Origin of the sequence: Mobilisporobacter senegalensis (assembly GCF_003752155.1) — a bacterium.
Taxonomy (GTDB): Bacteria; Bacillota; Clostridia; order Lachnospirales; family Lachnospiraceae; genus Mobilisporobacter; species Mobilisporobacter senegalensis.
The window spans coordinates 144,612-158,566 of record NZ_RJVG01000006.1 but is presented as its reverse complement, the minus strand read 5'-3'; the positions used below and the strand labels follow the sequence as shown (position 1 = coordinate 158,566).

At 35.2% G+C, this 13,955-nt stretch carries 9 protein-coding genes; 8 read left to right on the top strand and 1 reads right to left on the bottom strand.

All coding sequences use genetic code 11. The features are described from left to right. Positions 1-56 precede the first annotated feature (56 nt). On the top strand, positions 57-1,733 hold the full coding sequence (locus EDD66_RS11220; RefSeq protein WP_123609679.1) for a methyl-accepting chemotaxis protein: 1,677 nt from the start codon (positions 57-59) through the stop codon (positions 1,731-1,733). A gap of 90 nt (positions 1,734-1,823) precedes the next feature. Here the strand turns inward: EDD66_RS11220 and EDD66_RS11215 are convergent, their stop codons facing one another. Beyond that, positions 1,824-2,726, bottom strand: coding sequence for a helix-turn-helix domain-containing protein (locus tag EDD66_RS11215; RefSeq protein WP_123609678.1), 903 nt, complete (start codon positions 2,724-2,726; stop codon positions 1,824-1,826). 111 nt (positions 2,727-2,837) lie between these two features. On the opposite strand from EDD66_RS11215, the gene EDD66_RS11210 reads away from it, so the two are divergent. The 7 genes from EDD66_RS11210 to EDD66_RS11180 all read left to right on the top strand — a co-directional run bounded on the left by EDD66_RS11210 (position 2,838) and on the right by EDD66_RS11180 (position 13,947). Then, on the top strand, positions 2,838-5,627 hold the full coding sequence (locus EDD66_RS11210) for a glycoside hydrolase family 3 C-terminal domain-containing protein (protein ID WP_123609677.1): 2,790 nt from the start codon (positions 2,838-2,840) through the stop codon (positions 5,625-5,627). Between the two features lie 177 nt (positions 5,628-5,804). Beyond that, positions 5,805-7,154, top strand: coding sequence for a glycoside hydrolase family 30 protein (locus EDD66_RS11205; RefSeq protein WP_123609676.1), 1,350 nt, complete (start codon positions 5,805-5,807; stop codon positions 7,152-7,154). 126 nt (positions 7,155-7,280) lie between these two features. Further along, positions 7,281-8,639 carry an ABC transporter substrate-binding protein gene (locus EDD66_RS11200; protein ID WP_243115343.1) on the top strand — a complete coding sequence of 453 codons (1,359 nt, stop codon included), beginning with the start codon at positions 7,281-7,283 and terminating at the stop codon, positions 8,637-8,639. A gap of 159 nt (positions 8,640-8,798) precedes the next feature. Then, complete coding sequence (locus EDD66_RS11195; protein ID WP_123609675.1) at positions 8,799-9,680, top strand: carbohydrate ABC transporter permease; 882 nt, start codon at positions 8,799-8,801, stop codon at positions 9,678-9,680. 16 nt (positions 9,681-9,696) lie between these two features. Continuing rightward, positions 9,697-10,548, top strand: a complete 852-nt coding sequence (locus EDD66_RS11190) for a carbohydrate ABC transporter permease (protein WP_123609674.1) — start codon at positions 9,697-9,699, stop codon at positions 10,546-10,548. A gap of 16 nt (positions 10,549-10,564) precedes the next feature. Beyond that, complete coding sequence (locus EDD66_RS11185; protein WP_123609673.1) at positions 10,565-12,388, top strand: sensor histidine kinase; 1,824 nt, start codon at positions 10,565-10,567, stop codon at positions 12,386-12,388. 14 nt (positions 12,389-12,402) lie between these two features. Continuing rightward, positions 12,403-13,947 carry a response regulator gene (locus EDD66_RS11180; protein ID WP_123609672.1) on the top strand — a complete coding sequence of 515 codons (1,545 nt, stop codon included), beginning with the start codon at positions 12,403-12,405 and terminating at the stop codon, positions 13,945-13,947. Positions 13,948-13,955: the final 8 nt, after the last annotated feature.

Below are 13,955 nucleotides of genomic sequence, written 5' to 3'. Positions count from 1 at the left end.
ATGTATTAATATGTAAAAAAACATAGAAAAATGCAGAAAACGGGGAGACAGAACAAATGATAAACTCATTAACCAAAAAAATTCTTACAGTCATTATCTTACTTATATTTATTTGTACGGTGTCGTTTACAGGGTTGTCCTATTATATGCTTCAAAATGCGGTTACAAATCAAATGGAAAGTGATGGGAGGACATTGATTACCAGTATTAAAAGAGAGATCAGTAAGAATAATATTACGAATATTAAGGAACTTCAGGATATTTTTAAAGAAATTAAACAGGAGAGTAATGAAAATATTGAGTATATTTCTCTTTCAGATGAAAACTCAATGGTTATTGTTTCAGACAACAGTGAAATTAAAGAGGCATCAGATGACAATACTGCCGACGGGGTTTCAGCAGCGACCTCAGAAGGTGATGTGTCTGAAGTAGTAAACCAGCAAAAAACAGTAGGACATATTTTAGAAACATCTGATGGGGAAAAAGTATATAATATTTCAACAGACTTTGTTTATAACGAAGAATTATCAGGAGCATTAAATCTTGGAATTTCACTCAAAGGTATGTATGGTCAAATAACACAGTCTGTGATTGAAACAATCATTATATCTGTAATTATTATGATTCTTGCAATAGTGATAGGAACTGTAGTGGCAAGAAATATTATCAGACCGATTACAATGATGTCAAAAAGGCTTAAAACTTTTGCAGAGGGAGATTTTACCGGAAGGTTTGAACATAAGAGCAAAGATGAAATCGGAGAGATGTGTGTTGCCATGGAACATATGAGGGAAACTTTAAAGGGAATGGTTGGGGATATACAAAAGAATTCCAATCAGGTTTCAAAAAGTTCACAAAATCTTGCATCAGCCATAGAAGAGACATCGAACGCATCCGAGGGGATATCAAAAGCTTCAGAAGAACTTTCCATTGGATCTGCTAATTTAGCTGCCAATTCACAAGAGGGACTGGAAGTATTAAATATGCTGGCTCAGGAAATAGATATCATTTCCCATAGAGCTGATATGATGAAAGAAAGTATACAAAAGACAAGGAATGCGAATCAACTGGGTACAGAAAGAATACAAGATCTTCAACATGCAATCATTGATAATGTTAGGATGACATCACAAATAAAAGAAATGATAGATATGCTTAGTTCAAAATCAGAAGCTATCACACAAATTACTACTGTTATAAAGAATGTGGCAGAAGAAACCAATCTGCTTGCGTTAAATGCAGCAATTGAAAGCGCAAGAGCCGGTGAACATGGAAAGGGATTTGCAGTAGTTGCAGATGAAATCAGTAAGTTATCTGAACAGACCACAAATTCCATATCAGGGATAGAGAATATTATACAAGAAATTAGTACTACTATATCTACAACCCAAAATTATATGGAACAAAGTTCAGAGGTTATGGACAAAACTACGTTAGTTTCCCAGGAAACAGGAGAAGCTTTTGAAACCATTGATGGTACAGTAGCCGGTATTATTGAAGAAATACAAGTATTGATTGATGGCATTACGAAAGTAAATGGTGATAAAAATGAAGTAGTAGGTGCCATTGAAAATATTTCCGCTATCTCTCAAGAGTCCTCTTCCTTTAACCAGGAGATATATTCTTCCCTGGAACAGCAATTAGCCAATATGGGAAGTATTTCCCGGTCAGCAAGTGAATTGCAGGAAATTGCAATTGATCTTGAAAAATTAACGGGACAATTTAAATTATAAGGAATAAACAGTTACATAAAGGGTTATTACAAAATAAGCATCTTGGTAATTTAAGATGAATATATATTTTGCAATAACCCTGTTTTGCATTTATTTAGAATCACGAGAGATTACAAATTCTTTTCGGAAATGCTTCGGTGAGATATTTTTACAAGATTTAAAAAGTTTTATAAAATAACTGGTAGTATTAAAACCTACAGCTACCGAAATCTCTGTTATATTCATAGTTGTGGAGACTAATAATTTCTCGGCTTCCATAATTCGTACATGGTTTAGATATTCATTAAAATTCATATTCATCTGACGGTTAAAAACCCTGGAGAAATAGCTGTAGCTCATATTGCATAAATCAGCCATATCTGTTGCTTTTATCTCTTCATCATAATGCTCAAGCACATAATCAAGGGAAGGCTGCAAGCGTTTTATAAGGTCGTCATAGGTATCCTCAGATATGGTAAAATCAACACCTTTTTCGTGGAAATAACGTAAGATCCAAAGAAAGATCCTACCAATGTGGTTTTTGACTGCCAGTTCATATCCATAACCTTCCGTTTCAAATTCCTTTAATATTTCATAAAAAAGTTCAGGGATAAAAGTGGACTGAATATCTTTTTTTTCAATTATTTTCTGATGGTTAGAGCTTTCTAAAACAAAGGGAAGCACATATTTTAATTCCAGATAATTATGAAACATACTATTATAAATAATTTCAGGTTCAAAGCGAAGAACAATATACTGCCCTCCAGTGGGAGATTGAGAATTTATTTGATGAACTTCTTTGGAATTAATTAATGTCATATCCCCCTCTGTAAATTTATGATGCTTTCCATTTAAGAGAACGTCATAAGTACCGGAGATACAGTATAATATTTCAATATAACTATGATAATGGGCCGGGTATACATTTCCTGGACCAGTGACCTCCTGAATGTGGCACAGGTAGTCATATGGAATTCCATTGATGATTTCTCTTTTCTGTTCAGGATAATTCATTGCAGACTCCTTCCATGACAAAATATTTATATTTTTGTGTAGAGAAATTATATCATAGTTTTATTTCATTCGCTATAATAATATCATTCTTATAGTTGGAGGTAGGTAAAAGTGAATGAACAAAAAGTTGGTATACCATTAAAAGGGTTTGCAGAGTTTTCCAGAAAAGTGGCAGCAGAAGGGGCAGTGTTATTAAAGAATGACGATCAAATATTGCCAATTGGGGAAGGAGAAATAATTTCTGTATTTGGAAGAACACAGATTAATTATTATAGAAGCGGTACAGGTTCAGGTGGAGCAGTCAATGTTGAATATACAACCAATCTTTTAGATGGACTTAGGAATGGTAAAAAAATAAAGGTGAATGAAGAACTGGCAAAGATTTATGAAGATTGGATCGGAGAAAATCCTTTTGATAACGGAGGAGGAGGCTGGGCAGCAGAGCCTTGGAATCAGAAGGAGATGTTTTTGCCAGAAGAGATTGTAATAGAGGCGAGGGCTAAATCAGAAAAAGGAATTGTAGTGATTGGACGTACCGCAGGAGAGGATAAAGACAATGCAGACATCCCAGGAAGCTATCAGTTGACCCAGGAAGAAAAAGATATGCTTGAGATGGTCTGCAAACATTTTGAGCAGGTAGTGGTGGTATTAAATGTAGCCGGGATTATTGATATGAACTGGATGAATAATGCCAGTTATCAGAATTCTCTAAAAGGAGTCATTTATGTATGGCAGGGGGGAATCGAAGGTGGGAATGCAGCAGCAGATGTATTAACAGGCGTTATAACACCTGGTGGAAAATTAACAGATACAATTGCATACTCCATAAAAGATTATCCATCCACCAGTAATTATGGTGGAGAGAATAAAAATTATTATCAGGAAGATATCTATGTAGGATATCGATATTTTGAGACATTCTGCCCGGAAAAGGTGCAATTTGAGTTTGGATATGGGTTGTCTTATACTGACTTTAATATCAGACCCAAAGAAGTAAAGATTATTACGAAAGAGAGTAAAGAATATATTCAACTTGAGGCAGAAGTGACCAACATTGGGAAACAATTTCCGGGAAAGGAAGTTGTTCAAGTCTATTATGAAGCACCACAAGGAAAATTAGGAAAACCGGTAAAAGAGTTAGGGGCATTTGAAAAAACAAAAACGCTGCAACCGGGAGAATCACAAAATATTACTCTATGTTTCCAGGTAAATGATATGGCTTCTTATGATGATAGCGGGATTACAGGGTATCCTTCCTCCTATGTCCTTGAAAAAGGGGATTATCATATCTATCTTGGAAATAGTGTAAGAAATATAGTAAAAATCGAGATAGATGAAAAAGCTGTTTATCATGTGGAAGAAACCAGAGTAATAGAGCAATTAGAGCAAGCCTTGGCACCTGTAGAAAGCTTTATGAGAATCACTACTGGTGAGAGGAAAGTGAATGGTACGTATGAAGTTATATATGGAGAAGTTCCAATACAGACCATTTCCCTGAAAGAACGTATTGAAGAGAATCAGCCTAAAACAATAAGACAAACAGGGAATCAAGGGATTAAATTAAGGGATGTGTATGAGAAAAAAGCGAATATGGAAGAATTCATTGCACAGCTTACCAATGAGGAACTTGCAACTATTGTAAGAGCAGAAGGTATGAGCAGCCCTAAAGTAACTCCAGGAACAGCATCTGCCTTTGGAGGAGTGGGAGACAGCCTTTTTGATTATGGAATTCCTATTGGATGTACTGCAGATGGCCCTTCCGGTATTCGTATGGAAAGCGGATTAAAAGCAACCCAGCTCCCAATTGGAACATTGCTTGCAGCTACCTGGGATAAAAATCTGGTAGAAGAATTATATGAAATGGAGGGTAGAGAATTATTAAGTAATCATATTGACATTCTTCTTGGACCTGGACTAAATATTCACCGGAATCCCCTAAATGGACGTAACTTTGAATATTATTCCGAAGATCCACTGGTTACCGGAGTTTTTGCATCAGCAGTAGTACGCGGCATTATGAAGGGAGGATCGAATGCAACCCTAAAACATTTTGCATGCAACAATCAGGAGAAAGCCCGTTCTGTGGTGGATGCAATAGTTTCAGAACGTGCCCTTAGAGAAATCTATCTGAAAGGATTTGAAATAGCTGTCAAACAGAGCAATGCAAATTCTGTTATGACATCTTACAACCCTATTAATGGGCACTATGCAGCATCAAATTATGATCTGAATACAACCATTCTTCGCAAAGAATGGGGATTTAAAGGGATCGTTATGACCGACTGGTGGGCAAAAATGAATGATGTTATAACCGGAGGTCCTGAAGATACAAAAAGTACCAACCATATGGTACGGGCTCAGAATGATCTATATATGGTTATAAACAATAATGGGGCAGAAATTAATTCTGGAGATGACAATACAATAAGATCACTGGAAAATGGTTCTTTAACCATAGGAGAATTACAACGCAGCGCCATGAATATTTGTCGTTTCTTAATGGAGGCACCTGTATTCTTTAGAAAACAGGAGACAAGAGAAATAGTAACGAAATATAAAGCCAGAAAGGAACTTTTAGCAAAAGAAATACAGCATTTGTATGATGATTCCAAAATAGCAGTAAAGGAAAAATCCTCTGTATCCATAGAAGTATCAAAGGCAGGAGTGTATGGCATTATTGTAAACATTATGTCTCCCGATACCAATTTATCCCAAACAACCTGTAATGTTATTTTAAATGATGAATTTATGGTTACCATTCAGACCAGTGGAACAGATGGCAGATGGATTACCCAAAAGCTCATTAAAATTGAGCTGGAAGAAGGGTTCTATGAATTAAAACTGGATTTTGTAAAACCGGGTATGCAGATTGACTGGATTCAATTTAATTTAGTGAAATAAGTAAGAAGGTCATAGTAAAAATAAAGTATTTTAAATGAATAGGATAAATATTCAAAATAATTACACCTTATTGATAATTTGTTATCTGTTTCTATATTAATAAGCCTGCCATAATGGAACCAGCTGGTGAAATTATGGCAGAATCAAAATGAAATATAGATTTAAGGAGGAGACATCATGAAACCAAAGAATATTAAATTAATTACTACAAAATATGAATCAAGTGAATTGAAGAAAGAGGAAAGTATAACTGATTTTACTATGGATAATGGGATCGAGATGCAGGCAGTGAACATTTATCCACAGGTGGAATATCAGACTTTTCATGGTTTTGGAGGTGCAATCACAGAAGCCGCAGGATACACTTACTCTAAAATGAATGAAGAAGTTAAATTAGATATCCTTGAGAGCTATTTCGGAAAAAGCGGCAACAACTATAATATGGCACGCTGCCATATTGACAGCTGTGACTTTTCCCTGGGTTGTTATGAAGCTATGAGTGATCCGGAGGATACCGGGATGGAGTCCTTCTCTCTAGAGAGAGATGAAGAATATATTATTCCTTTACTAAAAGAAGCAGAGAAAAAACATGGAGAGCCTTTAAGTATTATGTTAAGTCCCTGGTCACCTCCTTCTTTTATGAAAACAAATAATAATAAAAAGGGAGGCGGCAAATTAAAAGAGGAGTACAGGGAATTCTGGGCAGAATATATCTGCCGGTATATTAAAGAATACCAAAAAAGGGGATTTCAAATAGACCGTATTACCATACAGAATGAACCGAATGCAACTCAGACCTGGGATTCCTGTGTTTACAGCGAAGAAGAGGAAAAAGTTTTCTTACGCGATTTTTTATATCCTTCTCTTGTAAAGAACGGTCTTGAAGATATTAAGATAAATATCTGGGATCATAATAAAGAAAGAATGTTTGAACGTGCTCAGGCAATTATTGATGAAGAGACAGATAAAATGGTATCAGGAATTGCATTTCACTGGTATAGTGGCGACCATTTTGAAGCAATCGGTCTGGTAAAAGAAATATATCCTGGAAAAGAATTGATTTTTACAGAAGGTTGTGTTGAATACAGCCGTTTTGGAGGAGCAAGTCAGCTTGAGAATGCCCAGATGTATGCCCATGACATTATTGGAAACATCAATGGCGGTATGACTGCTTTTATTGATTGGAACATTCTGTTAGATGAAAAAGGCGGTCCAAATCATGTGGGAAATTATTGTGATGCACCGATTATGTGCAATACAATAACCGGTGAAATACAGAAAAATTTATCCTATACCTATATTGGACATTTCAGCAAATATATTAAACCTGGTGCAAAGCGCATTGCCTTTACAAAATACACCGGCAACATTGAAATAACGGCAATGAAAAATGAGGATGGTTCAATCATCTTAGTATTCTTAAACTGCTCTAACAAAGATGTGAATGTGGCACTTCGTCTGAATGGACAAGTGGCAGATCTGGTGATTCCTGGAGGAATTACTACCGGAATCATTGATTTTTCATGATTACAGTAGTTGGGGAAAAGTATAAAAGCAATTTCGAAAAAAATGCACTTTATTGGAAATCTGTTATCTGTTTATTTTTTCATACCCCTGTTACAATAGGACCATCAAATAATAGGAGGTAAAGTTATGAGAAAAATGAAAAGAGTTGTTGGGTTATTTTTAATGTTTACATTAATATTATCAATCACGGCATGTGGCAGTAAAACGGAACAAAAAGCAGACAAAGAAGCAGATGTTCAATCAGAAGAAACCACACAGGAGACCAATACAGAGGATGGGGCTGGGACGGAACCTGTTACGATTAAATTATTTACGAACTTACCTGATAGAACCACTGGACAAGGATTTTTGGAGCAACAGATCATTGATAAATATATGCAGGAAAATCCTAATGTTACTATTGAAATTGAAGCATTACAGGATGAGGCATATAAAACTAAATTTACTGCATATACATCTTCCAATAATCTTCCTGATGTGTTATCCGTATGGGGACAGCCTGCCTTTATTGATCCCGTAATTAATAGTGGATATCTTGCTGAATTAAACGAAGCAGATTATGCAGACTATAATTTCATTCCAGGTTCTCTTGCAGGTTTCAGCAAGAACGGTAAAATTTACGGATTACCAAGAAATACTGATATTCAAGTAGTATTCTATAATAAAAAATTATTTGCAGACAATGGCATAAGTGTACCAACAACTATGCAGGAATTATATGATGTGGCAGATAAATTTAATGCCCTTGGTATCGCTCCATGTTCTATTGATGGTAAAGATAAATGGCCTCTGGCTATTATGTATACAGATTTTATCATGAAATTAACCGGAGATAATACTTTATTACCAAATTCAATTGGGGCAAAAGACTTATCCGATCCAAATTTCAAGAAAGCTGCAGACGCAATGAATGAATTAATCAGTAAAGATTTCTTCCAGAAATCATTTACTGCATCTGATTACGGTGCATCCAGAAATCTTTTTGCACAAGGGAAAGCAGCTATGTTCTACATGGGTTCCTGGGAAATGAGTATGGCAACAGATGAAGCAATTCCAGAAGAAGTAAGAAATAATATTGGTGCGTTCAATTTACCATCCCCTGATGGAGCAAAATCCAAAACCACGGACCTTTCAGCATGGAATGGGGGCGGATACGCAGTTGCTGAAAAATCACCTGTAAAAGAAGAAGCAATCAAGTTCTTAAATTACATATATAAACCGGAGAACTGGGCTAAGGGAGCATGGCAGAACGGAATCTGCATTCCTGCACAAAGTTATGAAGAGTATTTGACAGGAAATGAAACAGAAGTACAACAAACATTGACCAATCTGTTATCACAGGCAACAAATATCTCAGGAACACCAATTAACGATTGTGGAACTCCTACATTCAAAACAACAAGCGAAGATCTAAGCCAGCAATTTGCAACAGGTATGATTGACTCAGAAACATTTGTATCAAAATTAAATGAAGCTCTTCAATAATACATATTGATGTAAATTAAGATTTCATACAGGGGCTGTTGCAGATCAGATACTCTGCAACAGCCTGTTTAAATGAAACAATCATATTACTGCTTTTTATCGACTTGCCCTTAAAATGTGACTTGTAAGGCCTTATATTCATCTTAGTGGAGGAAACTTATGCATAAATTATTTAGTAATAAATGGATTATTTTATCATTGATCGCGCCTGCTATAATCCTGTTTGCATTTGCAATATTGGTACCAATCATCATGAGTGGTTATTATGGAATGACAGAGTATGCAGGTATGGGAGAACCTATATTTACTGGGATGAAGAATTACAAAAGATTATTTTTTAATGACCCTACATTTTGGAAATCTTTACGGAATGCTTTATTGCTAGGTCTGGGATTTGTCTTTATCCAGCATCCAATATGTATGATTTTTGCAATACTTGTGGATAAAGTATCAGGTAAATGGGAGAAATTCTTTCGGGCAGCTTATTTTATCCCAAATGTAATTTCAGTTGCAGTCATCGCTTCTATGTGGGTCTACATATTCAATTATGATTTTGGATTAATTAATAATGTATTAAAATGGATTGGCCTTGAGAATCTGCAGGCAGAATGGCTGAATCCGGATCATGCTCTGGGATCTGTTTTATTTGTCTTAATATGGCATGGTTTTGGCTGGGGGATGCTGATTTATTATGCAGGAGTAAAAGGAATTGATCAGGAATTGTATGAAGCAGCAGCTATTGATGGAGCTACTGGTTTAAGAACATATCAGTATATCACACTGCCATTAATGAAACCGGTCATCCGTGTAAATGTAACACTTGCTATCATCTCAGCATTAAAACAGATGGAGACGGTATATTTACTCACCAATGGCGGACCAGGGGATACGACCCAATTTCTTGCAAACTACTTATATTTAAAGGCATTTCGTTCTTATGAATATGGATATGGAAATGCAATATCAGTTATATTTGTTATTGTATGTATTTTAGCTACTGTTATCTTAAATAAAATATTTAAATCCACAGAAGAATACTAGAGAGGAGTGAGGAATTATGGATTTTGTCGGAAAGAATACAAGGTCAAAGAAGATTGGAAGGATTTTTTTAATCGGATTTATGATAATCGTTGCAATAGGACAGCTTTTTCCTTTGATTTGGTTATTTGATTTCTCACTTGCAAAAAGTGGTGATTTATTTGCTTCTGATTTGTTAATTATACCTGATCCACCTCAATGGGTGAATTATGTTACAGCATTTGTAGATGGTAAGGTATTAAAATATCTGTTTAACAGTATTATTGTCAATGTCATAACAGTGGTTGCTACAGTGATGATTTCGCTATTAGTGGCTTTTGCATGTACAAGAATGAAGTGGAAATTAAGTAAGATGACTATGGGAATTCTGCTTCTTGGAATGATGATCCCAATACATGCAACCCTATTGCCAAATTTTATATTGTATTCTAAAATGAATTTAACAGATAGTATCTTTGCCTTATTAATTCCTTACATAGCTTTTGCACTTCCACAGGGGATCTTTATTATGTCAAGCTTTCTTGAAGGAATTCCAAAAGCATTAGAAGAAGCAGCAGTTATGGATGGGTGTGGAATCTATAGGATCATATTCCAGATCATATTCCCAATGATGAAACCTGCTATGATTACTATATCTATTATGACTTTTTTAAATAGCTGGAATGAATTTACTATGGCAATGACTTATCTTGAAAGTGATAAATATAGAACATTACCTTTTTCAGTTCTTAATTTTGCAGGACAGTATGCATCTAATTATGCAGTACAATTTGCAGTTATGGTACTAACGGCATTACCGGCACTGGTGGTATTCATCCTGTTAAATGAACAGATCACCAAAGGGATTACGGTAGGAGCAGTAAAAGGTTAAGATAAGGTGGTATCGTATGGCAAACGGCTTATGGAATAAACTGAGGTTTAAGAATCTAAGTATAAAATACAAGCTTATTTTTATGCTTTATATTGCAATCCTTCCTTTTCTTCTTTTCCTGAGCGGTTACCTGTATTATACCATGCAAAAAGGAACAACAGATTCTTTATCGTCAGCCTATCAGGAGATAGCAAGGCAGATCAATGAAAGTATTAGTTTCATTCAGACAGACGTAACAGATATCTCTACTTATGTTGCTATTAATGAAAATGTGAAGAAGGTATTAAGTGAAGCCGGCACGGCAGAAGAAATGTCTCAGACTTGGACCAAAGACAGTTCCATGAATTTTTTCATGGACATCATTGGGACCAAGTCTTATATTAGTTATATCGCCCTATATACAAATAACGGTTATGAACCGTATTATATCACTACGGATACCAGTGTTTTAAAAAATGATATAAATGATATCATGAAAACAAATTTTTATAACAGAGCGGATGAAGCCAAAGGTGCCGCTGTTTGGCAGAGAGTGGATAAGAATGATAAAAGTATCTTTGAAATTAATAAATCCAGCAAGATAATGATGTCCAGAGTTATTATTGATCATATGGAAGTAAAGAATATTGGTTATCTCATATTAGGGATCAATGCCGGTTATCTGGAAAAAATCTGTAAGGGTTCCATGACAACGAAAGATGAGGGCATGATAGTACGTATGAATGGAGAAACCCTCATTGAGACAGGAAATCTTAATAAGGAAATAGAAGGATATATTTTATCCGATACTTTAAAGAATACGATTAAAGGGAAAGCTAAATTAAAAAGTGTCATATACAAAGATTATATGATATGTTTCAGCCAGATAAATGAAAATAGCTCCGAGGTCTATTATATTATTCCAAGATCTACAATGATCGATAAACTTGGTACAGTAAAACTGGTCCCTATCTTAATTATCGTGGGGGTACTTTCTTTGATGCTGCCTATCTCATTCATTATGTCGGGAAGCATTGCAAGACCTTTAAAAAGATTGACAGTGTCTATGAAGAAATTCCAGTTAGGTGATTTTAGCCAACAGGTAAAAGTGAATTCCACAGATGAAATAGGTGAAGTATCATTGTGTTATAATGATATGGTACAGACTATGAAAGAACTCATTGATACCAGTTACATCTCTAAGATCCGGGAGAGGGAAGCGGAACTAAGTGCATTGCAGGCCCAGATCAATCCTCATTTTTTATATAATACATTGGACTCTATCTATTGGAAGGCATTGACCGATGGCAATGATGGAATTGCAGAAATGGTATATTCTTTGTCAAGGATATTCCGGTTAAGCCTTAACAGAGGACAAGGGATGACTACAGTTGAGAAGGAAGTAGAATTAGTTACCCATTATCTGATGATACAGAAGATGCGTTTTAATGAGAAGCTGGAGTATTCTATTGAGGTAGATAATAACTTAAATAATTATATTGTTCCCAAGCTGATTCTCCAGCCTTTTGTGGAAAATTCCATTATTCACGGGATTGAAAAGAATGGTTCCTGTGGAACAGTTGCAGTTATCATAGAAAGAATTGGGGATAAATTAAATTTTATCATCCTTGACAGTGGAAAAGGTATGAAAGAAGAACAGGTCGAGAGCCTGTTATCAAAAGCAGACGGTGACGTAAATACGAAGAAGACTCCGGGAGGTTACGCAATTAGTAATGTATATGAAAGACTTAAATTGAAATTTAAGGATGACTTTAAACTTAGTATTCAAAGTAAAAGAAACAAAGGAACAAGAGTGGTCATTGAAATACCGATTACTGAAGTATTAAGCGAAGAAGTTTAGTTGGGGTGGATGGTATGAAAGAGATTAAATTATTAATTGCAGATGATGAGGAAAATATAAGAAATGCACTTTGCAATGTTATTGATTGGAAGAAGATTCATGTGGATATCTGCGGTATTGCAAAAGATGGAAAAGAGGCACTGGAAAAAATACATCAATTAGAACCGGATATTGTACTAATGGATATTCGAATGCCATTTATGACAGGACTTGAAGTCCTGGAGGTAATGAAAAAGGAAAAACTCAGGATTAAAACAATCATGTTAAGTGGTTTTGATGAATTTGCATATGCAAGAACTGCAATTGCCAATGGAGCTGTGAATTATTTGTTAAAACCCTGCAGACCGGAACATATTATGGCAGCAGTCATAGAAGTGAAAGAAGAAATTATTAAAGAACTGGAAAAATCAAAGAAAACAGAACTGCTGAATATGGAATTGGAATCCAGCAGATATGAAGTGAAAAATAAATGGATTGCTGACTTAATATTAACAACCAATGAACAGATGGTGGAGGAATGTGTAAATAAGATAGGATATGAGATTAAGAGAACAGCATATTGCTTTGTGATTCATCCAACGGATGATACATTATTCTTTAGAAACCAGCAGCAGGCAATCATTGACTATATTGAAGGATATATTGATTCTATTGCCGGCAGTGTGGCAGAGAATATTATAGTGATCGCCAATGGAAGTGACGAGAATGATAAGAAAAAATTACGGGATATTTTAATAAAGGTAAAAAACTTTATTTCTAATAATTATACTATTTCAGTCAGTGTTGGTGTAGGTAATGTGGTAAACCGATCCAAAGGATTAAAAGAATCTTATCAGAATGCTTTAAGAGCGTTGGATATGGTTCACTTTATAGGAACGGATTTTATTATTTTTTATGATAGTATTTACGGTACTAATGATTCAGAATATCCTGTTCCAATAGAGGAGAAAATATTTACTGCAATCAAGCAGAAAGATATAGATGAATGTAATCAAAGAATCGATGAATTCTTTCAGGTTGCCTCGAATCAGGATACTTATGGTATTATTAAAAATGCAATCGCAATGTTACTTTCTCTTTATCACTATACAATCCTTTTAGGATTAAAAGCAGATGATATTTTTGGAAAGCCATTAGAGTTAATGGAGAATATTCAAAAATGCAAAAGCAAAGAGGAATTGGCAAAACGGATTAAAAGCCAGTGCAGTCTAATGATAGGCCAGCTGGAGAATCATCAGACTGGAAATCCTTTTGTGAATGCGGCAAAAATGTACATAAATAAAAATTATATGAAAGACATTACTTTATCTACGGTGGCAAACGAAATATATATCACATCAGGGTATTTAAGCACTTTATTTAAACAGGTAACCGGGGATAGTTTTGTGAATTATCTGAACAAAGTACGTATTGACCATGCCTGTGAACTATTAAAGGATGTCCGGCTAAAAACATATGAAGTGGCCTATCTGGTTGGATTTCAGGATGAAAAGTACTTTACCAGGGTATTTAAAAAATTAAAAGGTCATAACCCTTCCCAATATAAGAAACATATATAGGGCAGGAC

Coding starts and splice junctions, on each gene's coding strand:
- EDD66_RS11190 (WP_123609674.1), top strand. CDS start 9,697: ATGGATTTTGTCGGAAAGAATACAAGGTCAAAGAAGATTGGAAGGATT.
- EDD66_RS11220 (WP_123609679.1), top strand. CDS start 57: ATGATAAACTCATTAACCAAAAAAATTCTTACAGTCATTATCTTACTT.
- EDD66_RS11185 (WP_123609673.1), top strand. CDS start 10,565: ATGGCAAACGGCTTATGGAATAAACTGAGGTTTAAGAATCTAAGTATA.
- EDD66_RS11195 (WP_123609675.1), top strand. CDS start 8,799: ATGCATAAATTATTTAGTAATAAATGGATTATTTTATCATTGATCGCG.
- EDD66_RS11205 (WP_123609676.1), top strand. CDS start 5,805: ATGAAACCAAAGAATATTAAATTAATTACTACAAAATATGAATCAAGT.
- EDD66_RS11200 (WP_243115343.1), top strand. CDS start 7,281: ATGAGAAAAATGAAAAGAGTTGTTGGGTTATTTTTAATGTTTACATTA.
- EDD66_RS11215 (WP_123609678.1), bottom strand. CDS start 2,726: ATGAATTATCCTGAACAGAAAAGAGAAATCATCAATGGAATTCCATAT.
- EDD66_RS11180 (WP_123609672.1), top strand. CDS start 12,403: ATGAAAGAGATTAAATTATTAATTGCAGATGATGAGGAAAATATAAGA.